Genomic DNA, 26,639 nt, shown 5'->3' with positions numbered 1-26,639 from the left:
AAAAATTTATAACATTTACCTTGAAAAAACAGGAGTATAATAGCGACCAATTGCATTGTTTTGTCATGGCATATAACCACCTTGCCGCCATAGAGCGTCCTCCTCAGGGAATTTCGTTATAACTGCCAATTTCACATAAATCAATCACCCATGTCTCCAACAGCTACACGTACTTCAGAAAACGACTCTTGGCTCGTGATTGCGTTATTCGCATTCGCAGCATTTATTTTTAATACAACAGAATTTATTCCTATCGGCTTGCTCCCTAATATCGCCGAATCACTTCACGTCCCTGAATCACAAACAGGACGCCTGATGACTATTTACGCATGGTCTGTGACAGTCTTATGTCTACCCCTTACCCTTGCCACAGCTAAGATGGAACGCAAAAAGCTCCTCATTTGTTTGTTTGTACTATTTATTGCAGCACATATTTTATCGGCGTTTGCTTGGTCTTATTATTCACTCATGGCGAGCCGTCTGATGATTGCTTGTTCTCATGCTGTGTTTTGGTCCATCACGATTCCATTAGCCGTACGTCTTGCTCCCTTGGGCAATCGAGCAAAAGCATTGGCCTTTATGGTGACAGGTTCTTCCCTTGCGACAGTTTTAGGAGTGCCTCTCGGGACTGCAATCGGACAACATGTTGGATGGCGCGTTACTTTTGCATTGATTGCAGTCATTGCCACTATCGTCACCATACTATTATTAAGTCGCTTACCTAAATTACCCAGCCGTAATTCAGGGGATTTATCTTCGTTACCATTATTCCTTAAGCGTCCCACCTTGATGCAAGCATTTTTACTTACCATGGTGACAATTACTGGCTATTTCTGTGCTTACACCTACATTACTCCTTATTTGCGTGAGGTGGGGGGCTTTAGTGAAGAATTCTCTATTATCGTCCTCTTTACGATGGGGATTGCAGGTATTATCGGCAGCATTATTTTTACCCGACTATCGCGTATAACCAACACACATACCTATACCATTGGTGCCACTCTGATGACCGCTTGCCTGATGCTTTTTGAACCAGCACAGCACCATAGTTTTACTGTGATATTTGTCGCTCTCTGCTGGGGAATTGCCATTACCCTTATTTATATGAGCTTACAGTCCAAGATTTTAGAAGCTGCAGCAGATGCGGCAGATTTAGCCACCGCAACCTACTCAGCTACTTTTAATATCGGCATCGGTGGTGGCGCTTTTGTGGGAAGTCTAGTGCTCGACCATTTAGGGGTTCTACACACGGCACAAGTGGGGGCCGCTTTTGTATTTGCAGCGTTGCTGTTTTTTTGGTTTGTCACTCGCAAGATTTGGGTTCTGACCCAACCAGTAAAGGTTGAATAATATCTTTAGCCAGAACGACGATTTATTGGTCATTATTCGCCATATAAATGATTTAAAAATACCCATTGTCTAATATGGGTACAGACTACTTCAATCTTTATCGTTACCTACTAGCTACCCTGGCTATTCAGACTGTGCCATACAGTGTTTATCTTATATTGTGCAATATATTTTCTGATAAGGTGCCCCCCATAGCTGGTATCCAACTTATGGGGGGCAGTTCATTTACAAAGCAGGTTAAGATTTTGATTATGCACGTCCAGCAATCATCTCTTGGATTTTTGCTTTAGCAGGTTCATCTAATAAGCGAGCAAGAATAGCTTTTTCTTTGCCCTGCATATGTGGAATGCGTACTTGGATACCATTACCAGGAGCTACATCAATATTCTCTCCCTCTTTTTCAATGACATCTACTTTTAGCAGTTGGTTTCCTTTAGGGTGAATAATTTCGAGTGTGTCACCCACCGCAAAGCGGTTCTTCACATCAACAGTCGCCCAACCTTCGGCATCAACATCAGTCACAATACCGGCAAACTGACTTTGCTTTGATACAGAATAACCATGCAGGTAGTTCTGATACTCTTGGGTCTGGTGACGCTCTAGAAAGCCTGGTGTATAACCACGGTTAGCCAACCCCTCTAAATCAGCCAACAGCTCTGGATTAAACGGACGTCCAGCCACAGCGTCATCAATAGCTCGACGATAAGCTTGAGCTACACGCGCCACATAATAAACTGACTTCGTACGACCCTCAACTTTCAGAGAATCCACACCAATTTTAACAAGACGCTCAACCTGCTCAATTGCTCGCAAATCCTTAGAGTTCATGATGTAGGTACCATGCTCATCTTCCATAATCGGCATATATTGACCAGGGCGATTACCCTCTTCGAGCAAGTACACTTGGTCAGCTAGTGGATGACGAGGTGCACCGCCACAAGCAGCAAAACTTGCATTTGCCTCTTCTTGCATACGGTTAAAATCAAAGCCCTCTAATAACTGTGCATCACCAGCATCACTTTCTTTAGTATTGTGTAATCTATAGTCCCAGCGGCAGGAATTTGTACAGGTTCCTTGGTTTGGGTCACGCTGATTAAAATAGCCTGATAACAAACAACGTCCTGAGTAAGCAATACATAAGGCACCATGCACAAATACTTCTAACTCAATATCTGGACACTCTTGACGGATTTCTTCAATCTCATCTAGTGATAACTCACGTGATAAGATGATACGCTCAACACCCATCTTTTGCCAGAATTGTACACCCCAGTAGTTGGTTGTATTCGCCTGGACAGAAAGGTGAATTACCGCATCAGGCCAACGCTCTTTAGTTTTCATAATTAAGCCTGGATCTGCCATAATCAATGCATCAGGCTTCATTTCCATCACTGGAGCAAGGTCATCAAGATAAGTTTTGAGCTTAGAGTTATGTGGGAGAATATTACTCGCCACAAAGAATTTTTTGCCACGTGCATGAGCCTCATCAATCGCTTCTTTCATCTTCTCAAAGCGAACGAATTCATTGTTACGAGCACGGAGAGAATAACGAGGTTGGCCAGCATAAACCGCATCTGCCCCAAAATCAAAAGCAGCACGCATACGCTCTAAACCACCTGCGGGTAAGAGTAGTTCTGGAGATTTCATAGTGATAAATTCTATAAGCAAGTCAATCAAACCATTTTGACTGATGGGGCTATTTTAGCACGAAGCCGTTTCAACAGAAAATTCCTTTTGTTTGTACAAGTTAAAGTAAAAATATACTACTTGCACCCACGCTTTGTAGAAGATGAAATGAGAGATTTACCTGCACAACATTTTTGTAAAATAGTTCACAACAACTACCCTTTTGGTAAAATAAAAAGATGTGCTGTGGTGATAAGCACTAGACAGACTAATAACTCATTAACCAATGCTATGCATCGAAAATAATGCAGACACAGGCAAGTGGTTGCAAAACACTACTAGAAACTTTTTCTAATGATTAAAAAATGAAAACCACACAATCTATTCAATCTTTGTTTGTGGCAACTGGCTTAATGCTCTTTGCCTTGTTTTTTGGGGCTGGAAATTTAATCTTTCCTGCTAATATGGGGCAACTAGTTGGGGATAAGCTGTTGCCTGCTATTTTGGGCTTTGTCACTACAGGAGCTGGTTTACCTTTATTAGGTATTGTTGCTATGGCTTATTCTGGTACCAAAGATGTACAAACCTTAGCATCACGCGTCAGTCCTACTTTTGGCCTACTTTTTGCCATAGCATTGTATTTATCCATTGGCCCTTTGTTCGCCATGCCCAGGACCGCAACAGTGTCTTTTGAAATCGGTGTAGTTCCCTTTCTTGGAGAGTCATGGTCAAAAGAGTGGGCATTAGCACTATTTTCAGTGGTTTTCTTTGCCATTGCTTATTGGTTAGCCATGTCCCCTGGGAAACTCATTGATCGCATTGGTAAAGTATTAACTCCAGTCTTGTTGTTAAGCATTGCCATCTTAACAATTACCTCCTTCATTCAACCCATGGGGGACTTACAAGCTGCCCAGCAAAGCTATCAAACACATCCTTTTATTCAAGGTTTTGTTGATGGTTATCAAACCATGGATGCATTAGCTTCACTTGTTTTTGCTATTATCGTCATTGAAGCCTTGCAACAAGCTGGCGTCACTCAAGTAGAACCTTTGTTACGCATGACCATTGGTGCTGGCCTATTAGCAGCAGTATGCTTGGGTATTGTGTATGCTATGGTTACCTATATGGGAGCCAGTAGTGTTGCTCAGATTGGTATTCTCAATAATGGTGCAGCAGTATTATCACAAGTAGCAGCTTTTTATTGGGGTACGGCAGGCAATGTCCTGTTATTAGTGATTGTCCTACTAGCGTGCTTAAGTACTTCTGTAGGTCTAATTGCCGCTTGCTCAGAGTATTTTCATCGTATTTATCCGCGCCTGTCCTACCGCGGTTTTGCCATTTTATTTACACTAATTTCGTGTGTACTTGCCAACAAGGGATTGAGCGGCATTATCCAATTTTCTGTCCCTGTATTAGTGTTACTTTACCCATTAACCATGGTGATTATTCTTCTTAGCTTTTTACATTCATTGTTTAAAGGGCATAAACTCGTCTACCAAGTCACCATGGGGTTGACCTTGATTGTAGGCATTCTTGAGGGATGGAAAACGGCATTTGGCTTACCTAGCACTATGCTAGACTACTTAAATACTTATTTGTCTTGGTATGATATTGGTATGGGTTGGGTAATGCCTGCGGTAGTTGGTTTTGTAGTGAGTGTAGCGATTGTTCATTTACAATCCCATATGCTAAACAACACTAAATAGGACTAATAACCAGAATATCTTGATAATGCGATGGCATGCTTAATCAAGCATACCTTTGGATTTATATATTTCACTGCTTTCATCCACAACAGGGCAAATGCACAACTATTCACAAGCAGTAAAATTGCCTCGCTTTATTAGTATCATTATTATTCTTTAATATTCCCCAACAGCGTTCCCATCACTGTAGGCTCTCCCGCCTGTAAATTCAGATTTAAATCAATCACCCCCTCTGGAAAGAGATTAATGACTGTTGATCCTAAACGAAAGGCTCCCATCTCCTCACCTTTTTTTAACCTCACAGCACTATCCCCAGAGCTAGGATATTCGCGTACTACAATTTGCTGTAGCCGAGGCGGATTAATCACCCCTGCCCAAACTGTACTCATGCTGGCGGTCACGGTTGCCCCCACAAGAATTTGCACCATAGGCCCAAAAGCTGTATCAAACATGCAAACTACACGCTCATTACGAGCAAACAAATCAGGAATATGATGAGCGAGAAACGGATTTACAGAAAACAATTCTCCTGGAACATAAATCATTTTACGTAATGTGCCATCACATGGCATATGCACACGGTGGTAGTCGCGAGGAGAAAGATATGTTGTCAAAAACTGTCCATTGATAAATAGTTGAGCCAGCTCCTCATCACCCGCAAGTAGGGCTTCCAACGTAAATGGATGCCCTTTGGCTTGGATAAGACGATTTTGCTCAATCTTGCCCACCTCACTCACACAACCATCTGCAGGCAAGCAAAGTGATTTTTCATCTGCTACGATAGGACGTGCATTCGCCTTAAGTGGACGAATAAAAAACTGATTAAAACTAGCATAATCCTGCGGATGCTCATATTCCGCCTCGGATAGATTGACTTTATAGCATTTCACAAAAAGACGAATAACAGCATGTGTCACTACTCCCCACTCTTTTTCGGCAAACCATCCTGCCACCCGTGTAATTGCTAGCTGTGGTAGCACATAATGCAAAGCAATTTTGAGTCGTTGGAGGTAACTAGGAGATGGGTAAGCTTTTAATGACATCATATATCCTTATCAAAATAGAAATGCTATTGTAGCAGAGCTGTAGTTTTTGCTCATCTACACTAAAGCTCATCTCTACAACACAGTCTACTTAACTGGGTCCATGACAAACAAGCCCCCATCCTTTAAAGTGCAGTCACTCAATATTTGTTGAGCAAACCTTATCACTAGCCATATGAATAAGCGTTAAGCAGATTATGACTTTAGCATCTGTTTAAGTTGAGCCAACCGCTCTTTTACACTCATTCCCTTAAACGGGTCACTCATGGTCTGCTTACCATCTTCTAGCCCCATTTCTGCAATAAAACGAGATGGCTCGCGGATTAATTCCTCTCGATTTTTCTTGCGTTTCTTACACCAAGTAAGGGTTAATTCATACTGAGCCCGTGTAATGCCTACATACATTAAACGACGTTCTTCTTGGATACGTTGCACATACATTTCTTCATTGTCTTTATTGGGATCTCCATACTCGTCTTCTTTCCCCATATGAGGCAAAAGGCCCTCTTCTACTCCCACCATATGTACATAAGGAAACTCCAATCCTTTAGAGGCATGTAGTGTGCTTAGCGTCACCGCATCTTGCTCCTGCTCTTGCTCATTGCGTTCTAACATGGTAATCAATGCAATATGTTGCACTAAATCAATAAAGCGCATATCTTCCTCCTGCGCCTTACGTTTTAGCCACTCAATAAGGTCAAGTACATTTTGCCAGCGTGACTGTGCTGCTCTATCATCATGATGCTCATAAAGATAATCCTCATAACGTATATAATCCATCATCTCATCAAGCAACTCACTGGCTAATTGCTGCTCAACTGGCTTAGAGGCTCTTACTTGGATATTCTGAATAAATTGTGCAAATGCCATCAATGGCTTAAGTTGTCGCTCAGCAATGACTTCAATGACATCAGGCTCAAAAATTGCTGCAAAAAGTCCGCATTGTTTGCGTACTGCAAACTCCCCTAAATGAGTTAGTGTTGTCTGTCCTACCCCACGGCGAGGCGTTGTCACAGAACGGATAAAAGCAGGATCATCATCTTCATTCGCAATCAGACGCATATACGCCAAAATATCACGAATTTCTGCTTTATCGAAAAAACTTTGACCGCCAGAAATACTGTAAGGGATACGTAATTGACGAAATGCTTGCTCAAAGATACGTGCCTGATGGTTGCCACGATAAAGTACTGCAAAGTCTTTCCACTGTGCTTTTTTATTAAAATGAGCTGCTGAAATACGCATACCCACAGTTTCTGCTTCTGCCTCTTCATTTTCCATACTGATAACTTGAATAGGCTCCCCCTTACCCAAGGTAGACCAAAGTGTTTTCTTAAAAAGATTGGGGTTATGTGAAATCACCCTATTTGCTGCTGTCAGAATCGTATCCACTGAACGATAATTCTGCTCTAACTTGATCACTTTAAGATTAGGGTACTCTTTTGTGAGTTTAGCAAGATTCTCTATTGTCGCCCCTCGCCAAGCATAAATAGCCTGGTCATCATCTCCCACGGCGGTAAAGCGATTATGCCAACCTGTCAACAGTTTTACCCACTCGTATTGGCACACATTCGTATCTTGATACTCATCAACTAGCAAGTACTTCACTCGCTTTTGCCAACGATCTCTTACCTCCTCATTATCCCTCATTAACAATACAGGCAAACGAATCAAATCATCAAAATCAACGGATTGATAAGCTTTCAACGTCGCCTCATAATTGCGGTAAATTCGCTGAGCTTCCCGCTCATCAGGGGTCACAGGGATAACATCGTCAGGGGAAAGCAAGTCATTTTTCCATAAAGAAATTTGTTGCTGGATAATACGAATACGCACTTTATCCGTAGTCGCTAACATTTCTTGGATAATCTGTCCTGCATCAGTTGAATCTAAAATCGAAAAACTTTCTTTCAGGCCTAAATGCTTGGCTTCTTGACGCAAAAATCGCACCCCTAATGCGTGAAAGGTGCAGACGGTAAGACCTTTAGCCGACTTTTTCTCCACAATCTGACTAACTCGCTCAACCATCTCTTTGGCTGCTTTATTAGTAAATGTCAGTGCGATAATAGAGCGTGCATCATAACCACATTGGTTAATTAAGTAAGCTATTTTCTGGGTAATAACACGTGTTTTACCACTTCCTGCACCAGCTAATACAAGGCAGGGACCGTCTAGATATAAAACAGCCTCTTTTTGTGTAGGATTAAGACCTAAATGCTCTATCATAATAATTACTATATTTCTAATGGGTCCACTTCAACAAAATACCGTACCTTGTGTGAACGATAGTGTTGATAAATTTCAGCTAACCAAAGAGACATAAACCTATGCAATGCGGAGCGAGAGGAGCCCTCCACTAGTAGCTGGGCTCGCTCGATATTAGCCACACGCACAATCCGTAAGGGTACAGGATCGTAAAGCTGAACACCCTCCAAATAATTAGCAAACTGTGCCTTAGCCACATCAATAATCACACGCAAAAACTCCAGTGCCTCATCTAATGCACGAGCTTGAGCCACAATCAACACATGATGTCCAAAAGGAGGCAGTCCTGCAGCCTTACGCTCACCTAATGCATCCGCCACAAACTGCTCATAGTCATGTCGAATCAGGGACTGATATAGATGATGCTCTGGATACTCTGTTTGGATTAATACCTCTGCATCACGTAAATGCCGCCCTGCTCGCCCCGACACCTGCATCAACTGGGCAAATAGTCGCTCTGGAGCACGGAAATCACCACTAAACAGCATCATATCCGCGTTCAAAACACCCACAAGACTTAAACGTTTGAAATCATGCCCTTTAGCTAGCATCTGCGTACCAACGATAATATCAACATCACCAGTATGTACTTGCTCAAATAATTTTGCTGCACTTCCTTTAAGACGTGTACTATCCGCATCAATACGTTGAATCCTTGCTTGTGGAAATGTCTGGGCTAATACTTCTTCGACACGTTGTGTCCCATAACCCAAGGCACTCAAATCCTGATTACCACACTCTGGACATTTTAAAGGTATACGTGCAGTATATCCACAGTGGTGACATTGCAGAGTTGGCACTTGCCCTGCAGATTGATGTATTACCATATGAGCTGAACACCGCAGACAAACACTGGTCCAGGAACAAGCAGTACAACGCAATACCGGAGCAAACCCTCGGCGATTTAAATACACCATAGCCTGTTCGCCACGCTGTAGGCGTTCATCAATTGCACTGATTAAATCAGGTGACAGTCCCTGATTCAGTCGCATTTTTTTCGTATTGATAAGACGAATCTGCGGCAAGCTTGAACTACTTGCACGTTGTGTTAGAGCAATCTTAGTATATCTATGGGTAAACACTTGTTGCCATGACTCTAATGAAGGAGTCGCAGAACCCAATACGACAGGAATGCCCAACTGGTGTGCTCGCCATACTGCCAAATCTCGAGCAGAATAACGAAGCCCATCTTGCTGCTTGTACGAGGCATCATGCTCTTCATCTACAACAATCAACCCAAGGTTATCTAATGGGGCAAAAATAGACATTCGCGTCCCGAGAATAACCTTTGTAACACCACGCTGCATATTAACCCATGCCTGCAAACGCTCTCCATCAGAAAGTCCACTGTGCATAATAGCAATCGCTTGCTCTCCATAAAGTGGTTCAAATCGCTGACGTAGAATTTGCTCAAACTGAGGAGTAAGATTAATTTCAGGCACCAAGAAAATGACTTGTTTACCCTCAGAGAGTTTTTGTTGCATCACATGGAGGTAGACTTCGGTCTTACCACTACCCGTGATACCATGTAGTAAAAAAGTCTTGTATCCTTGGGTCTGACTAATAGTATCAACCGCCACCTGTTGCTCTACATTAAGCTGAATATTTGTAGCATGCGTCATCTCTGCAGACAGAATATCGGCAATGCTAGATTTTTCCTTCTTTGCTTTTTGCTCTTCTTTTTGCTTTATACGCTCAGCTTTAAGTTGCTGCTGATGAATTTTTTTATCAAGTCGCTCGACAGGGCTAGTAGCAGACTTACCCATATAAGCACTCACTTTACGCAACGGAGGAGGCAACACGGGCAATATCACCTCTCCTACAGGACGCAAGTAATATCGTGCTGAAAATTCACATAAGGCAAGCCAATTTTCAGAAAATGCAGGCAAGTCATCTAGTACCTGAATGATGTCCTTTTGTTTATCTGCTGGAATATCTGTCTGTGACAATAGGTGTGTGACCACCCCAATGATATGCTTCTGAGTACCAAAAGGCACTATGACACGCTGGCCTCGCGCGACAGACATACCTTCGGGAACACGGTAATCAAACTCCGCCTCCAAAGGTACATCTAGTGCAACACGAACCCAAACGTTATTCATCATCTGTGCATAGCTTTACTGTAGTTATGCACTTCATCAATCAATATCGCCACATGGTCAGGATTTGTGAACTGAGAAATACCATGACCTAGGTTAAATACATGACCACCAGTGCCAACAGGACCGAAATCATCTATCACTCGACGAACCTCTGCTCGAATAGCTTCTGAACTACCAAATAAAGCCATAGGATCGATATTCCCTTGTAATGCCACTTTGTCCCCCGTTAAGCGACGTGCTTTGCCTAGACTCATTGTCCAGTCTAAACCCACTGCATCACAACCAATATCAGCAATCTCTTCTACCCATAGACCCCCGCCCTTTGTAAAGACAATAGCAGGAATACGCTCACCATTATGCGTACGAATAAGACTATCAACTACTTGCTTAATGTAGTGTAGTGAGAATTCTTGGTACTTACCATCAGCCAATACACCACCCCAGCTATCAAAAATCATTACGGCTTGTGCACCTGCTTTGATTTGCTCATTCAGGTAAAGAGCAGTAGATTGTGCTGCCACCGATAAAATCTGTTTTAATAAATCAGGTTGTGAATATAGCATCGTCTTGATGGTGCGATATTCTTTAGATCCTTGCCCTTCAACCATATAGCAGCTAATTGTCCAAGGACTACCAGCAAAACCAATCAATGGTACACGCCCATTTAACTCCTTGCGAATTAAGGTTACTGCATCAAATACGAACCTAAGTTTATTCATATCTGGCACAGCAAGTTTGGCTACATCAGCCTCACTACGTAATGGATGAGCGAATTGAGGACCTTCTCCAGCCACGAATTCCAATCCCAGACCCATGGCGTCTGGAATCATCAATATATCGGAGAACAAAATTGCTGCATCAAGCGGATAACGATCAATAGGTTGCAATGTTACCTCGCAAGCAAACTCAGGATTTTTTGCTAAGCCCAAAAATGACCCTGCCTTGGCACGTGTCGCATTATATTCGGCGAGATAGCGTCCTGCCTGACGCATTAACCACACAGGAGTGTAGTCAACTTTTTGACGCTGCAAAGAACGAAGGAAAGTATCATTTTTTAGTGGAGCAAACATAAAAACCTTATTTTCTAAAACGGTTAAGTAACATAAATCCCTTTGCTGACCATCTATAGTCACCATTGGGGTGTAATGGCATATTTTACCCTATTAGCGGTAATCATCTGGATCAATTTGATATTTACGCAGCAACTCCCAAAAGGCTCGCCGGTGTTTATTAGCACGCTGTGCTGCAACAGCAATATTACCATTAGCTGCTCGCAACGCATTTACCACATATTTTCTCTCGAACTCTGTCACCACCCTCGCTTTGGCCACTTGAAATGTTTCTGCATAATCTACATTTTCAATTTTATTGCTCTGGGAAGATCCTATACTTCTGCGCCGTTTACGTTCTTTTTCTTCCTGAAGCAAATTAGCGAAGAACGATAAAACTCGACTAGAAACCTCTTGCCTAGGTTCATCCCCTATTCTGTCTGTTGTAACTAATCTTTCTTGAGCCAGCAATGTTTTCTGTCTACCCAATGCATTGAGTAATCTAACTCTCAATACGATTGCACTATCCCCCTCAAAGATATAATCACTAATACCCTTGCCTGCCATATCCACAAACGCAATTGGCTGCACTCGATGCGACAAAGCAACGAGAGGAAACTTCAATGGAGACTGTAGCTGTGATAGTACAATCCGAGTCCATATCAGGGTTTCAGGTGTGATGGGTATGATAATACAATCATAGCGTTCAAAAACCAGAGATAGTTCATGAAACACTTGGGGATGAGGAAAACTCATGCCTCCCACCTGAAAAGCATCTAATGGGACAAACACGCCAACATCAATTTTAAATAACCTGATTTTATCTGTTTGTTGGTGTATTTGTTCAATAAAAGTGTCAATCCACTCACCAAACAATCCTAAAGAAAAGATACCGCACTCAATTTTGTCTCGCATAACACTCTCCTAAAACATATACAAACGCTCCTCTTTTGTAAGGAAATGTATGCTAACAAATGCCACTCTTTCTACTACATCAGTGGAATTTATATGCGGATTTCTACGAGATTTATACTTTCCTTTTTTCAACAAATGCACCATTTCTATATGGTTAATGGATAGATAGTTAAACCTATTTATATTTTTTTGATGACTCGCATGTGTTCATGACATAAAAGTCATATTCATCACAAATAACAGTCGCATTTACTTATAGACTGAAAAATTTTCTTATAAATAAAGATTTTTGAATTGTTGTAAAAAATCCTAATAGGCGGGTTTATAACCCCCCTTATCCCCTAAGGTTTTCCCTTACTTGTTTTTCTCTTAACGTTAACGTAAAGTAATAACCCACAGGAGACTTTTTATATGACAGATGCTTACTATCGCCGCCTCTCTCATGAGGTACTAGCAGATGGCTCTACCATCACTACTTATGAACCCACTGTCCATGCACAAGGGGCTTGGAACCCTCATGAACAGCACATGGCGCCAGCTAGTGGTATTCTGGCCAGAGAATTAGAACTGTTTCAACACAAACCTCATTTACGCATTGGACGCATTAGCTTTGATATTTTTGGTTTAATCCATCTAGATCAATTTACTATTGAAACCAAAGCCATTCGTCCCGGCAAAACTATTGAACTCATTGAGGCTACATTACGTGCACAGGGAAAAATTTGCATTGTAGCAAGAGCATGGCGCATTGTGATGCATGATACACGTGCTATTATGGGAATAGAAGATAAGGTTGTCACTTCCCCTTCTGAGCTACAACCATGGGATGGGATTCGTATATGGCCAGGCGGTTATATCCAATCAATAAGCCCCAGAGCAGCACCTGATAGACGTCCGGGAAAAGGGTTAGTCTGGCTATCAACAGATAAGACTTTAGTAGAGGGGGAGCAAACTAGCGATTTTGCTAAACTCATGGGACTTGTTGACACAGCAAATGGTATCGTAACCCGACAGCAAGTTCCTTTTGACTGGGCTTTTCCTAACCTTGATTTACAAATCCATATGTATCGTATTCCCAAAGGGTCCTGGCTAGGACTTGAAACCGTCCAACAATTCGGCGATGATGGTATAGGTCTAACAAGCTCAATCTTGCATGATATACATGGACCATTTGGACGCAGTGAACAAATCCTGACTATTCGTCCCATGCCTCCATCTACCTAGAAAGAGGCACGCTTTCTTTCACCCTTGTTGGTTAAAACGACTAAAGGGAAGTTATGCCCTCAGAACAACAAGCCGACAAACTTAAAAAGCGTGATAGCCTTAACTACCACGCTTTTGCATTATATAGACAGTGCCATCACATATAATGGCATTCATATATCTTCTTACTTTTTAGCAGCTTTGTCTGCATACTCAATCCAAAAATCCGCATTATCCACCCCAGCTTTGCGAGGATCAAAAACAGGATCAATACCTTGTGATTTTTGATAATCATAATCCTTCAAGGTTGCTAATGCTGGTTTGGTTAATAGCACAATAGCAATTAAATTAAGGTAGCACATACTACCAAAACCAATGTCACCAAGCCCCCACATAAGCCCTGCAGACTTCACACTCCCCATGTATACGACGACAAGGAATACTACTTTTAAAATCAATGAAAGCACATTACTTTCCATTTTCTTATTAAGGTAGACCAATGTAGTCTCTGCAATATAGTAGTACGCCATCAAGCAAGTGAAAGCAAAGAAGAAAATTGCAATAGAAACAAAGATTGGACCTAAATTACCAAATACTGTCGCCAACGCTGCTTGTGTAAAGGCTGTACCCGCCGCCACACCTGGCATATTTTCTACCAATGGTGTAGTTGCTCCAGGAGGAATCACGTTGTACATACCAGTTAAAAGAATCATAATCGCTGTTGCTGTACATACCACTACAGTGTCAATGTACACAGAGAATCCTTGTACAAGACCTTGTTTGACTGGATGTGAAACTTCTGCAGCAGCAGAGCTGAAAGTCGCCTCACCAGCGCCTGCCACATTAGAGAATACCGCTCGACGAACACCCCAAGAAATAGCAGTTCCCACGATACCTCCAAAAACAGCATCAATCCCAAAGGCACTCTTAAAGATTACAGCAATCACATCAGGTAAGTTACCCACATGCGTAACAAGCACAATTAACATGAAAATAACATAGCCAAAAGCCATGAAAGGCACCATTAAATCAGCAGCACGTGCAATACGCTTAATACCACCAAAGATTAGGAATGCCAATAGAACAACAATAATAGCACCGGTTACCCACGTTGGTAGATTAAAAGCATTTTCAAAAGAGGCAGCAATGGTATTGGCTTGTACACCAGGAACAAGGACACCATAACTTAAGCACACTACAAAAGCAACAAATATCGCAAAGGCTTTTAACTTCAAGCCTTTTTCAATATAAAAAGGCGACCCCCCACGATATTCTGACCCTGTTTTCTCTTTATACACTTGTGCCAAAGTAGATTCGATAAATGCACTAGCACCTCCTAGTAATGCCATCACATTCATCCAAAATACCGCCCCTGGTCCCCCAGTTGCAATCGCTGTTGCCACCCCCGCAATATTACCCACACCAATACGGCCAGAAAGTGACATACAAAACGCTTGAAAAGAGGATATACCCGTGTGAGAGGTATTTTTCTCTTTTAATAAGCGAATCATTTCAGAAAAATAACGAAATTGCACACCCCGAGTCACCACTGTAAAGTATAAACCTACCAGTAATGCTAAGTAGACCAGTGCATCACTCCAAATATAACCTGCAATATTATTAACAATTGATTCCATTGTTGTACTCCTGTTTAGTATTTATGCTTATTCAACAAACCAAATTGTTTTAGGTTGTAGATATTGTTCTAGGGCCTCAATACCTTTATCACGACCACCAAAACCTGATTGTTTATACCCACCAAATGGAGTAGCAATGCTACCCTCTGAGAACCCATTAACAGACACAGTGCCTGCTCGGATTTTCTTGGCAACTTTATGAGCACGGTGAATATTCTGCGTATAAAAAGAAGCTGCCAAACCATAAGAAGAATCATTTGCCAACTGAATCGCTTCTTGTTCTGTTGTGAAAGTAGTCACTGCAAGTAAGGGGCCGAAAACCTCCTCTTTGAACAGGGTCATATCTGCAGTTACTCCATCAATAATAGTTGGTTCAATATACCAACCACTACCTAATTCAGTGTGAACTTTACCTCCCACAACAACCTTACCACCCTCTTTTTGACTCACATCAAGATAACCCATCACTTTCTCAAAATGTGCTTTTTCAACCATAGGGCCTAAGTTAACATCTGCCTGACGAGGATCTCCCAATTTCCATGCTGATAAACCTACTTTTAATTTTTCAAGTAAAGCATCTTTAATCTTGGCATCAACAATAAGGCGAGAGCCACAACTACAATTCTCACTCATATTCCAAAATGCTGCAGCAAGAATAGAAGGCGCTGCTTTATCTAAATCCGCATCATCAAAAACAACTTGAGGACTTTTACCGCCACACTCCAAGACAATTTCTTTCATGTTGCTCTTGGCCGAATACTCAAGAAAATAACGGCCTACCTCTGTGGAACCTGTAAATGCCACCATATCTACATCGCTGTGTAACCCGATAGCCTTACCAACCTTCTCACCAAGACCACATACCAAAGTCAAGGCACCTTCTGGAACACCTGCTTGATGAGCGAGTTGGACCATACGATAGGCACTCAATGAGGTTAACTCTGCTGGTTTTACTATCACACTATTACCAGCGGCAAGAGCAGGCACAACTTTCCATGCAAACATTTGTGCAGGGAAATTCCAAGGCAATACTGTACCTACAACCCCTATAGGCTCATATACAATAAGACCTAAAGCACTATCATCTGTAGGAGCTACTTTGCCAAACTGCTTATCAATACACTCCGCATAAAAATAAAATGTTTCTATCGTAGCTGGCATATCAGTATTCTGACATTCAGAGATAGGTTTTCCAGCATCAATACAATCTAAAGCAGCTAACTCCTCTGCATTTTCTTTAATCAAATCTGCCCAACGCATCATCACTTCACGTCTAGCCACTGGAGACAAACCAGACCATACTTCACTTTCAAAAGTCTGTCTGGCCACCTTGACTGCCGCATCTACTGTATGAGCATCACCATCAGCAATATAGCCAATTAAGGAATCATCAATGGGAGTGCGTGTTTCGAGTTTAGACTCTGATGTGACATAACCAGGAATTAGATGTCCTGCCCAAAGTTGACCCTTGGCAGCTAAATCAAAAATTTCTTGTGTTTTACTCATCATATCTTCCTTACTTTAACAATGCTAAAAACTCTTTTGCTTCTTGCTCTGATAAATTATGTAAAGGCAGTCTTACTTTTCCTGCAGAAAGCTCACCTCGTAGGCAACCAATTTTTGCTTTTTGGTTGTAATCACCAGACTCCATAGAATGTAAAGCAGGATAAATAGAAGTAAGGATAGCTTTGGCTTTATCCCAATCCTTAGCTTTAGCAGCATTATAAAGAGCTACTTGTTCATCAGGAAATACGTTGGCAGCCCCTGCAATCCAACTCTTTGCACCCCAAAAGAAAAAATCTAGAGGTTGATCATCACAACCACATACCACCTCAAAGTTCTCAAATTTTGCTTGCAACATACGTAAGGCATTAGAAAAATTACCTGTACTTTCTTTAATACCCACAATATTAGGATGCTTAGCAAGGTACTCTACTGTTTCAAATTCAATTGCAACCCCCACACGAGCAGGAAAGTTATACATAATGATAGGAAGATCTGTCTTAGAGGCAACATACTCAAAGTGTTCAATAATGCCTTGTTGTGATGGGAGGCTATAAGGAGGTGCTGATAACATCAATCCATCATAGCCCAACTCCTTGGCTTCTACTGCACGCTTGGCTGCAAGCTCTGTGGACATATCACTGATACCTGCAATTAAGGTACAACGACCGGCAGCAGCTTTATGGATAGTTTTAAGTACCATCTCACGCTCTTCTGGTGAGAAAGAATAATACTCACCTGTTGTACCGCAAGCAACGATACCAGTAACCTTGCGAGCGATAAACTCATTGACAAGCTGTTCTAATTTGACCACATCAATTTTGTTGTCAGCTGTAAATGGCGTTACGATAGGCACTAAAATACCTTCAATATTCATATCATTCTCCTAGTGTTAGAATCGATCTAGACGATAAGCATTAAGATCAAAAGCTGTTGGTTCGTTAAAGTAAAGTTGTTTCACTAACTGCGCTGTTAGTGGTGCTTGTGTTAGACCCAAATGTTGATGTCCAAATGCAAAAATCACTTGCTCTTTTTTATCAATCACGGGTAAAGAATCTGAGATGGAAGGTCGAAAACCCATCCAGGGTTGGCTATTTTCAGCACTTAACGGAATCTTCAATAATGGTTTTGCCAAGGTATAGAGTTGTGTTGCCCTTGGCATATTTGGAGCAGCATCAAGTCCTGCATACTCCACAGTACCAGCTAAACGCAAGCCCTGATCCATGGGGGTCATGATAAAGCGACGTTCATAACTAGTGACAGGAATAGAAAGCAGATTTTGGGCAGAAGGAAGCATCAAGTGATAACCACGCTCTGTATCCAATGGTACATCAATACCTGTCAATAGCTTTGCCCATTTCTTGGAAAATGCCCCAGCGGCAATAATGATACGTTTTGTCTGGATAGAGTCTCCTTGCACCACCACCGCTAAACCATTACTCCGATTCTGTATATCCAAAACCTCAGTATGTTCCCTTACTGTACCCCCCAGTTGCAAAAACTTGTTCTTTAAAATCTGCATAAGTTGAGGAATATTGTGCACATGCCCAGTCTGAGGAAAGAAAATACCCCCCAATAAATTGTCATGAAGATTAGGCTCTTTATCGTGTAACTCTACTTTGTTAAGCCACCGAGCGTCTATTCCGATAGATTGGAACTTATCCACCTCAGATTGCAGTACTTGGACATTTTCTGTTTTTTCAGTAACAAGTAAAGACCCCTTGACTGCCAAGTAATCCTTGCATTCCCACTGTTGTACAAACTGTTGCCAAGCCTCAAGGCTTCTATCATTTAATACTTTCAGGGCTTGATGAATGGCATATGCTTTAGATGGTCGCATATTCCACACCAACCGCATTAACCAAGGGAAAATTGTTGGCAAATACTTCCAATCTAAACGCAAAGGACTTAAAGGATCCATCAGCATCTTGGGAACTTGTTTTAATGTTGCCAACGAGGCAATTGGAAAAACTTGCTCAGTGGCTATATGTCCTGCATTCCCCCAAGAAGCTCCAGAGGTTAAAGCATCTTTGTCAAAAATAACCACTCGCTCACCTGCTTGCTGTAATGTCAGTGCAATGCTTAAACCAACAATACCACCACCAACAACAGCTACTGAGAAGGTTTGTGTTTCATTCATGCCGTCACAATCCCATGTTTAAATGGATCTTCGTCATCTAGCAATAAGGTGCTATCTGCATGGATATAAGCACGACCAGTAATAGTTGGGACAATATGCTGATTGTCTCCTTCCATTAACTGATAAGATGCTTTGAAATGACTACCGATAACACTTTCTTGTATCCACTGTGTCTGTGGGGCAAGTTTTTTATCCGCTGCTAAACAGGCTAATTTAGCACTAGTGCCAGTACCACAAGGGGAGCGATCATAGGCTTTACCAGGACAAAGAACAAAGCTACGACTATCCGCAGTTTCAGTTTCCGCAAACAGTTCAATATGATCAATTAGACCATTGTTGGCCCCCCGGATTTTTTGTGTATCTAGTGCCTGACGAACCTTCCATGCGTAGTGTGTCAACTCTTCAAGATTATCAGCAGCAACACGTTGCCCATGATTACTAACAAGGAAAAACCAATTGCCTCCCCATGCCACATCACCAGTCACAGCACCAATACCGTCCACATTGACTACAACATCTTTCTTGTAGCGATAAGCTGGAACATTTCGCACACTGACTTCATTATTTTCATGTAAAGTACACTCAACGGTTCCTACAGGTGTATCAATCCGATGCACGCCAGGCTCTATTCTGCCAAGATAACGCAAAGTCTCAATTACACCAATAGTGCCATGCCCACACATGCCTAAATAGCCAGCGTTGTTAAAGAAAATCACCCCTGCTACAGAATCATCATGCTCTGGCTCACACAGCAAAGCCCCTACCAGCACATCTGCACCTCTAGGTTCCAAGATTAGAGACTTCCTCAAATAATCAAAACGTTTTTCAAAATCGTCTCGTTTCTCTTTTAATGTCTTCCCCTCCAGAGTAGGAAAACCCTCATACACAACGCGGGTAGGCTCTCCTCCCGTATGGGAATCAATCAATTTAAGTTTTTGATAATGAGAAAGCATATGCACTCCTTGCAAAACAATAGAGCAACAATACAAAAATACTTTCTAATCGTCTTGATAATTTTCGATAAATAAATGTAGAAATCAGCCCAATACTCTCAAAATCACCATCTATAAGGGGATTCAGATATTATCGATTTCCCTAATAAGAGCAAGTAAAGACAGAAGGCCAAGTGAAAAATGTTTGATTTGCACCATAAAAAAGCATATGATTTTTCCGTTACCTTGTGGCAAGCTATGCAATTCCCGTTTCTTATACTTTTATTTAGAATTTAGTAGCAGAACTGTCAAAACTCATTCTTCCTTTGATAAATTGTCATACTTTCCATATAGGTATAAAGATTTTACTTTCCTTTGCCTACAATGATGCTTTGGTTTCTTCTCTGAAATTATCATGAATATAGCCAAAATTGATGCTTTGTCCACTTTCCAACAAATTGAACGCCCCAAAGACTTACAAGACTTGTTGCGAAGTCTGCGCCTGTTCGCTCCGATGCTCCAGACCCTGACTAATGTTGTATTTTTTGTTAAAAATACACAAGCAGAGTATTGCTTCGCCAATGAAACCTTATTATGTAGACTACAACTATCGGCACAAGAGCTTGAAGGAAAAACCTCTGAAAGTGTTTTCTCCTCTGAATGGGGAAAAATATATACCCAGCAAGACGAAACAGTATTATCTACAGGCAAAAGTATCGTCAATCAACTTGAACTTCACATCTATACTTCAGGGGAACTTGGTTGGTGCATCACAAATAAAATGCCCATCTACGATGTCAATAACCATATTATTGCTATGATGGGAGCATCTATTGATATAGATACTAATAATCATAATAAGCCTGCACTGAATAAAAAAATTATCCTTATTAATCAGTACATTCAGAACAATCTAGAAAATATTATTAAAATGCAAGACTTAGAATGTGTCTCTGGTCTGTCCACAGCACAAATTGAACGCTCATTCAAGAAACTCTTTGGCATTACTCCATCACAGTATATCCAAAAGAAACGAATTGAACGAGCCATAGATTTGCTGGGCAAGCATTACTCCATTACCGATATATCCAATCGCTGTGGATATAGTGACCATAGTGCCTTTACAAGACAGTTTAAACAAGTGCTTGGAGTATCACCTTCTGATTTCAAAGCTCGTCGGGCTGTATTAAATGTGAGTTGCGATGCGGATTGAGAAAATCCTCAAACTTATCGTTAAACTAGATGTATCCTCACCGCAACGACAAAATAAGCAACCAAAACGCCAAAAACCTTTATAAACAAAGCTGTAAATAACTAGTTACATGAAGAGTTCGCACGTTTATTAAGAATTGCACGCCCTACTCGGCTAGCATTGAGGCGATTTAAATGACGAGAAATAAAATCTCCTGCCTCAATCACTTTGTCTAAATCAATACCAGTCTCTATCCCCATGCCGTGCAACATATACAACACATCTTCAGTGGCTACATTGCCTGTAGCTCCTTTGGCATAAGGACAACCACCCAACCCAGCTACAGAAGAGTGGAAAATATGAATACCTGCTTGTAGCGATGAAAGAATATTGGCTAATGCTTGCCCATAAGTATCGTGAAAATGCCCTGCTACACGTTCTGGGGAAACAATCTCTGTTACCCGTGACATCACTTCATAAACTTGTTTGGCAGTACCAACCCCTATAGTATCGGCAATATCAAACTCCTGCACTCCCAAGTCCTGCATACGCTTCACGACATCTAATACAGACTCCACAGGAACCTCTCCTTGATATGGACAACCAAATGATGTGCTAATGCTTCCACGTAAACGAATACCATTGGCTAATGCTACCTCAGCCACAGGAGCAAAACGAGCGATGGATTCAGCGATGGAACAGTTAATATTTTTCTGAGAAAAAGCCTCGCTGGCAGCCCCAAAAATCACCACTTCATCTGCTTTTGCTGCTATCGCTGCCTCTAGTCCTTTCATATTGGGAGTTAGTGCGGAGTAAATCACCCCTGGTTTACGCTGAATCTGTGCCATCACTTCGCTACCATCAGCCATCTGAGGCACCCATTTAGGGGAAACAAAAGAAGCAGACTCAATATTAGAAAAGCCAGCATCTGTTAAACGATTAATAAGTTCAACTTTGACCTCGGTAGGAACAAATTCTTTTTCATTTTGAAGTCCATCACGAGGACCAACTTCAACAATTTTTACTTTTGAAACCTGCATTTAGTCTCCTATTTTCTTCTGTATACTAAAAATCTATTAACAACATATGCTATGAGTGCAAAAATACCCCTCTTCAGGGCAACAATACAAGGTATACTCTAGGCAGTCATTGCTCAGCACCCAATCCATATCTGTTGAGGAGGAATAAGTATTACAAGCACTCCTGTATTGACACTATTCCCCATGCACCTGCTGATAACGCCCATCAGCTAAGCGTACCAGCAACCCTTGCAATTCCATATTCATTAAAGTAGTACTTAACTCAGCATCGCTAAGACCCAAGGACTGCTGGATGACTGTAAGTGGTGTCGCATCAAACCCTATCATATCTAATATACGTCGAAACTCAATAGGGATATTCCCTTTTTTTGAAAGCTCATCTGGTTGCGGTGCTTTATTGCTCACCAAATAGCCCAACTCTTCGATAATATCCTGCCCTGTTTCAACAAGCTTTGCTCCCTGCCGAATAAGCTGATGACAGCCTCGAGAAACTGGTGAGTGAATTGAGCCTGGAATTGCAAAAACCTCTCGGCCAATCTCTCCTGCCATACGTGCCGTAATCAATGAACCACTCTGCTGAGCAGCCTCTACAACCACTACTCCTTTAGAAAGTCCAGCAACAATACGATTACGGGCAGGAAATTGAAAGGGCTGTGCACGGGTATCTAATGGATATTCTGTCACCAAAGCCCCCTGATGCTTAATACGTAGCGCTAAATCTCGATGATGTGCTGGGTAGATTCGATTAATTCCAGTCCCCATTACCGCAACAGTAGCAGCCTCCTTGCCTGATGATAAAGCACCCTCATGCGCAGCACCATCGATTCCTTGAGCCAGACCACTCACCACACACCAATCCTGTTGTGCGATATATTTACCAAATGCCCGCGCATTCTGCTCCCCTCCCAGTGTGGCATTACGCGTCCCTACAATCGCCATAGCAAGTTTCTCAAAAACAGCTAATTGCCCATCTACATAAAGCAAAACAGGAGGGTCATGGGTATCTAACAACGGCTTAGGATAGTACTGATCAGCTAGCGTAAGAATGTGATGATCATCTTGTTCTAACCATACAAGCGTCTTATCAATATGGGACTGAATTTGCTCACTACAAGGTGCTTTGAGCTGCAATGCCATTTTTTCACCAACAATACTCCCTAAATCTACCATCTTGGCCTCAAAAATTGCCTCTGGTAGACCAAAACGCATCAAAAGATTTTTAGCAGACACCGCACCCAAGCCAGGCTCTAGTGTCAACCGCAACCATGCATGTAACTCAGAAAGATTGGGTGATGTAATAGGCATAACTATCCTCTGTAAGGTAATGTCCTCTATTATACGTAGCAATTTGTTTTGAGCAAGCAAGGAAAGGATGAAAGCATCCTCCTCACTTTATATGAGTATTCCCCATTTCTCATTGAGGACCTCCTCTTTGCTTTGAAATTTCACTCTATAATCCCCATTTCTCTTTTCCTAGACGTTATAGCCTTTTCAATTAATTCAGTGGCAAGCAGCACCTCACTAAAAAGTTTTAAATTGCAGAAAACACTATACAGCTACATGGAAAAACTGTTTGCTTCTGTAAGAAGTAATCTCACAGCTTATTCCATCTATCCACCAATTCCGCTATAATCTGTTTTCATCTTATTGATTTTATTAAAACAACTATGGCTTTATTACCGATTCTTCATTATCCTGATGCTCGCTTACATACCGTGGCTAAACCTGTTGCACAAATTGATGATCGCATCCGTCAACTTGTTAAAGATATGGCTGAGACAATGTATGAAGCAGAAGGTGTAGGTTTGGCCGCCACCCAAGTCAATATTCACGAGCGTGTAGTAGTCATTGATGTATCCGAAGAGCGTAATGAACTGCGTGTGTTGATTAACCCAGAAATCACTTGGACCAGTGAAGAGATGACCGTATATGAAGAGGGGTGCTTATCTGTGCCTGGTATTTATGATAAAGTCACTCGTCATGCTGAAGTTAAAGTCAAAGCCCTAAATGAAAACGGTGAAGAATACGAATTTCATGCAGATGGTTTGCTAGCTATCTGTGTCCAACATGAGCTTGACCACTTGATGGGCAAAGTATTTGTCGAGCGTCTTTCTCAACTCAAACAGAGTCGGATAAAGACCAAAATCAAAAAACAAGCCAAGCAAAATATCTAGGTTGCTACTTTTTGAGATGGTATATGCACCTTATGAAAGTGATTTTCTTCATCCTTACCCTACTGGGAAGCAGCCTATTCACTTCTGTTGCTACTGCAACTACTCCCGCAGATATAGTCTGTCAACCGCCTGAACAAGTCACCGAAGAGCAATTTCAGCAACTCGTCACTGTAGGAGAGCAACTCATCAATGGCACGACTAAACTAGAAATGCCTTCAAGCTGTCCAAATAAAATGTCGATGCATTCACAAGAGATTACCAATCCCTATTTAACCGCATTACAGGTTGCAGCACAGACTAAAACAACTGATGATTTAGCTCAAACCTTGGATTCTTTGGTGAGTATGAGCTTGTCAATGAAAGAAAAAGGAATTAAACATTCCGAACTTCTGCGCTACATTAAAGTGGCCTGTGGCAATCAGCTCAGTTGTGTCACTAAAACAATCCATGCCATGCCTCATTTGAAAGTAGGAGAAAGCCCTATCTTTTGTGCTTTCTCTCGTATGGCAGATTACTCTCTCCAACTATTCTTTCAAACAGAACCAGAAGCTCAGTATCCCGTTGCTTGCCTTGGTTATAGTACTTTAACCAAAGGCATGGGCTTATCACCTATGCAAGATTGGTTTGAGGCTTATAAGTTACTAGGCAAAAAGAATACAAAATAAATCAATGAGCAGTTTTCTGAAGAGTCAACCAACTTTGAACAGAAGATAGAGACCAGTTTTTCTCAATATAATCTGATAGTTTCTGGTCTAGTGGAATGCCGTTCTTCGCTAACCTATTAAGCATAAAAGCCAGATCAAAATCCGCAATGCTCCATACTTCCGTAAGCCATTCATGCTGAATGGTAGACTGAGCAACCCGAATCAACTTCTGGATTTCTCTTTCCAACTCATCAGAGTGCTTAAAGTTTGGCTTGTCAATGCCAAACACTGTGGTCGAAGGCATTTCTTTTTTTATCGTGAGAAAATCACTTTTTACTAGTGATTGCACACTTCTACATTTCGCCTTATCTATGATATTTTTAGGGTAAAGATGACACCGATTAGAATCGTTGTAATAATCTTCTAAAAATTCAGTTATTGCCATAGACTCAAAAAGAAACTCCCCTGTTGCCAACTCCAAGCAGGGAATCTTTTCCGTGGGACAAACTGCTATATAAAAATCCTGTCTGTTCTCTTCTTTTTCTAAATCAATCGTATGAATTGTAAAGTCTATTTCTTTTTCCTTTAACGCAACATACACCGACATCGCATAAGGGCTAACATAAGTTTTTTCTAGGTATAACACAAGAGGATGCATCAATACTCCTTATTACCTATATCCAAACACGTGAATGGACTCTTGAAAGTCCATTCACCGTATCATCATGTACCTTATTTTTGTTGAATACCTTTATTGATTTTAGGGAATTTAGGATTAGAATTTCCCCACACCGTATACAAGTCAGCTAATAAAGCCCCATTAATTTCCTCTACCTCTGATTGTGTAATTTCAGCACCTGCCTGTTTACCAAAAATCACCACTTCATCATCAGCCTGAATATCAGGGTAATCTGTCACATCTACCATCGTAGTATTCATGGATACTTTACCTACCACTGGCACTTTATGTCCTCTAATTAACACATGCCCTTTGTTGGTAAAGACTCGTCGATAACCATCAGAATACCCAAACGGCAAATTAGCCAAGCGCGAGTCTCGCGTCAATGTAAACGTACGATCATAACCAACTGTAGTCCCTTTTTTGTAGCTATTCACACTTGCTACTTTCGTTTTAAAGGACATGATATATTCATACTCTGGTCGGTTATAAGCAGTTTCACCAAATAAAATACCTCCTGGGCGTACCATATCATACCAACCATTAGGCTCTTCTAGCGAAACAAAAGAGTTAGCTGCATGAATCGTGATTTTGCTACGGTCTAACTTAGCATTGTCGATTACCCATTTCCAATCTTGGTCAAAAATAGCCAATCCTTTTTTAACATCTTCTTTGTCTTCCACCGGGAAATGTGTCATGATGCCAACAATTTGTAGATGTGGCAATTGTGTCATAGCAATTGCGTCCTCCTTGGCTCCAGGAATCGACAAATCTAAACCATTGCGATTCATCCCTCCTGAATTCAATGCCAAATGGAATTTAAGTTTCTTACCTTGTTTGGCTGCCAAAGCGTCTACTGCTTTTGCTTGAGAGAGATTACCAAACATTTCTTCCATGTGATATTTAAATCCATCCCGAATCTCACCTAGCGTTGCTGTACGAACACGGACAATACGTCCCTTATAACCATGTTTGCGAGCTATACGTGCTTCTTCATTACTCGCGATGCCAATGCAAGGAATATTCTGTGCTATCACGGCAGGCATCAATAAATCAATACCATTGCCATAAGCATCAGCTTTTAGAATAGCACAAATTTGCGCCTTACCCGCAAGATGTTTTTTCATGGCTTCTAGGTTGCGTGCATAAGCAGCTACATCAACCTCAAGCCATGCATTTGCATTTTCTTGGTTAACAGAAGATTTGTGTATATCCGATACACTTAAATCAGGGGCTGCCCACACTGGTGTAGCACTCATTAAAGCAGCACTAATACATAATACTAAAGCCTTTGTGGTTAATTGCATTCCAACTCTCCTTTGGTATAACAGCAATCCATTTCTCTATATTTACACAGCACCTATATATCAGGCCCATGAATGCTCATACTAACTGTTTTTTCTAAAGAAGTGTTAGACCATATCATGCGAGTAAACAAA

The 26,639-nt window shown here is 41.4% G+C and carries 21 protein-coding genes; 6 read left to right on the top strand and 15 right to left on the bottom strand.

Annotated elements, in window-relative coordinates:
- Positions 1 to 150 precede the first annotated feature (150 nt).
- Entirely contained in the window at positions 151 to 1,350 is a 1,200-nt protein-coding gene (locus HKX40_RS01050; protein ID WP_171587708.1) for a sugar transporter, read from the top strand.
- 249 nt (positions 1,351 to 1,599) lie between these two features.
- Here HKX40_RS01050 and trhP read toward each other — a convergent pair whose 3' ends face one another.
- Positions 1,600 to 2,997, bottom strand: coding sequence for a prephenate-dependent tRNA uridine(34) hydroxylase TrhP (gene trhP, locus HKX40_RS01045; RefSeq protein ID WP_171587707.1), 1,398 nt, complete (start codon positions 2,995 to 2,997; stop codon positions 1,600 to 1,602).
- 344 nt (positions 2,998 to 3,341) lie between these two features.
- Between trhP and brnQ the strand changes: the two genes are divergently transcribed.
- Complete coding sequence (gene brnQ, locus HKX40_RS01040) at positions 3,342 to 4,682, top strand: branched-chain amino acid transport system II carrier protein (protein ID WP_171587706.1); 1,341 nt, start codon at positions 3,342 to 3,344, stop codon at positions 4,680 to 4,682.
- A 149-nt stretch (positions 4,683 to 4,831) separates the two neighbouring features.
- Here the strand turns inward: brnQ and asd are convergent, their stop codons facing one another.
- The 5 genes from asd to HKX40_RS01015 form a co-directional block, all read right to left on the bottom strand.
- On the bottom strand, positions 4,832 to 5,728 hold the full coding sequence (gene asd, locus HKX40_RS01035) for an archaetidylserine decarboxylase (protein ID WP_216605125.1): 897 nt from the start codon (positions 5,726 to 5,728) through the stop codon (positions 4,832 to 4,834).
- 192 nt (positions 5,729 to 5,920) lie between these two features.
- Positions 5,921 to 7,951, bottom strand: a complete 2,031-nt coding sequence (locus HKX40_RS01030) for a UvrD-helicase domain-containing protein (RefSeq protein ID WP_171587705.1) — start codon at positions 7,949 to 7,951, stop codon at positions 5,921 to 5,923.
- A gap of 8 nt (positions 7,952 to 7,959) precedes the next feature.
- On the bottom strand, positions 7,960 to 10,092 hold the full coding sequence (locus tag HKX40_RS01025) for a primosomal protein N' (protein ID WP_171587819.1): 2,133 nt from the start codon (positions 10,090 to 10,092) through the stop codon (positions 7,960 to 7,962).
- A complete protein-coding gene (gene hemE / locus HKX40_RS01020) occupies positions 10,092 to 11,162 on the bottom strand; it encodes a uroporphyrinogen decarboxylase (RefSeq protein ID WP_171587704.1) in 1,071 nt (356 codons plus the stop codon). The genes HKX40_RS01025 and hemE overlap by 1 nt, the downstream gene beginning before the upstream one ends.
- 93 nt (positions 11,163 to 11,255) lie before the next feature.
- A complete protein-coding gene (locus HKX40_RS01015; RefSeq protein ID WP_171587703.1) occupies positions 11,256 to 12,056 on the bottom strand; it encodes a hypothetical protein in 801 nt (266 codons plus the stop codon).
- Positions 12,057 to 12,467: 411 nt separating this feature from the next.
- Between HKX40_RS01015 and HKX40_RS01010 the strand changes: the two genes are divergently transcribed.
- Entirely contained in the window at positions 12,468 to 13,280 is an 813-nt protein-coding gene (locus HKX40_RS01010; RefSeq protein WP_171587702.1) for a thioesterase family protein, read from the top strand.
- Positions 13,281 to 13,444: 164 nt separating this feature from the next.
- On the opposite strand, the gene HKX40_RS01005 is transcribed toward HKX40_RS01010, so the two are convergent.
- From HKX40_RS01005 to HKX40_RS00985, 5 genes are read right to left on the bottom strand one after another with little or no spacing between them, the layout of a single operon-like run.
- Positions 13,445 to 14,896: an alanine/glycine:cation symporter family protein gene (locus tag HKX40_RS01005; RefSeq protein ID WP_171587701.1), complete on the bottom strand. Its 1,452-nt coding sequence runs from the start codon at positions 14,894 to 14,896 to the stop codon at positions 13,445 to 13,447.
- A 27-nt stretch (positions 14,897 to 14,923) separates the two neighbouring features.
- Entirely contained in the window at positions 14,924 to 16,405 is a 1,482-nt protein-coding gene (locus tag HKX40_RS01000) for an aldehyde dehydrogenase (RefSeq protein ID WP_216605124.1), read from the bottom strand.
- A gap of 7 nt (positions 16,406 to 16,412) precedes the next feature.
- Positions 16,413 to 17,276 (bottom strand): 4-hydroxy-tetrahydrodipicolinate synthase, encoded by an 864-nt coding sequence (gene dapA / locus HKX40_RS00995; protein WP_171587700.1) that lies wholly within the window; start codon positions 17,274 to 17,276, stop codon positions 16,413 to 16,415.
- A gap of 15 nt (positions 17,277 to 17,291) precedes the next feature.
- Complete coding sequence (locus HKX40_RS00990; protein WP_171587699.1) at positions 17,292 to 18,539, bottom strand: NAD(P)/FAD-dependent oxidoreductase; 1,248 nt, start codon at positions 18,537 to 18,539, stop codon at positions 17,292 to 17,294.
- The gene (locus HKX40_RS00985; protein ID WP_171587698.1) at positions 18,536 to 19,492 is read right to left on the bottom strand and encodes a 4-hydroxyproline epimerase; all 957 of its coding nucleotides are present in this window, start codon (positions 19,490 to 19,492) and stop codon (positions 18,536 to 18,538) included. The genes HKX40_RS00990 and HKX40_RS00985 overlap by 4 nt, the downstream gene beginning before the upstream one ends.
- A 394-nt stretch (positions 19,493 to 19,886) precedes the next feature.
- On the opposite strand from HKX40_RS00985, the gene HKX40_RS00980 reads away from it, so the two are divergent.
- The gene (locus HKX40_RS00980; RefSeq protein ID WP_171587697.1) at positions 19,887 to 20,684 is read left to right on the top strand and encodes an AraC family transcriptional regulator; all 798 of its coding nucleotides are present in this window, start codon (positions 19,887 to 19,889) and stop codon (positions 20,682 to 20,684) included.
- Between the two features lie 101 nt (positions 20,685 to 20,785).
- Here the strand turns inward: HKX40_RS00980 and HKX40_RS00975 are convergent, their stop codons facing one another.
- Positions 20,786 to 21,703 carry a hydroxymethylglutaryl-CoA lyase gene (locus tag HKX40_RS00975; protein WP_171587696.1) on the bottom strand — a complete coding sequence of 306 codons (918 nt, stop codon included), beginning with the start codon at positions 21,701 to 21,703 and terminating at the stop codon, positions 20,786 to 20,788.
- A gap of 174 nt (positions 21,704 to 21,877) precedes the next feature.
- The gene (gene dprA / locus HKX40_RS00970) at positions 21,878 to 23,008 is read right to left on the bottom strand and encodes a DNA-processing protein DprA (protein WP_171587695.1); all 1,131 of its coding nucleotides are present in this window, start codon (positions 23,006 to 23,008) and stop codon (positions 21,878 to 21,880) included.
- Positions 23,009 to 23,370: 362 nt separating this feature from the next.
- On the opposite strand from dprA, the gene def reads away from it, so the two are divergent.
- A complete protein-coding gene (gene def / locus HKX40_RS00965; RefSeq protein WP_171587694.1) occupies positions 23,371 to 23,877 on the top strand; it encodes a peptide deformylase in 507 nt (168 codons plus the stop codon).
- A 32-nt stretch (positions 23,878 to 23,909) separates the two neighbouring features.
- Positions 23,910 to 24,542, top strand: a complete 633-nt coding sequence (locus tag HKX40_RS00960) for a hypothetical protein (RefSeq protein WP_171587693.1) — start codon at positions 23,910 to 23,912, stop codon at positions 24,540 to 24,542.
- Position 24,543: 1 nt separating this feature from the next.
- Here the strand turns inward: HKX40_RS00960 and yfcF are convergent, their stop codons facing one another.
- Both yfcF and alr read right to left on the bottom strand, forming a co-directional pair.
- Positions 24,544 to 25,179 carry a glutathione transferase gene (gene yfcF / locus HKX40_RS00955; RefSeq protein ID WP_171587692.1) on the bottom strand — a complete coding sequence of 212 codons (636 nt, stop codon included), beginning with the start codon at positions 25,177 to 25,179 and terminating at the stop codon, positions 24,544 to 24,546.
- 74 nt (positions 25,180 to 25,253) lie between these two features.
- Positions 25,254 to 26,507, bottom strand: a complete 1,254-nt coding sequence (alr, locus tag HKX40_RS00950) for an alanine racemase (protein WP_171587691.1) — start codon at positions 26,505 to 26,507, stop codon at positions 25,254 to 25,256.
- Between the last annotated feature and the right edge of the window lie 132 nt (positions 26,508 to 26,639).

Source organism: Pelistega europaea, assembly GCF_013133775.1.
Taxonomy (GTDB): domain Bacteria; phylum Pseudomonadota; class Gammaproteobacteria; order Burkholderiales; family Burkholderiaceae_B; genus Taylorella; species Taylorella europaea.
This window is presented reverse-complemented; position numbering and strand designations above follow the sequence as displayed.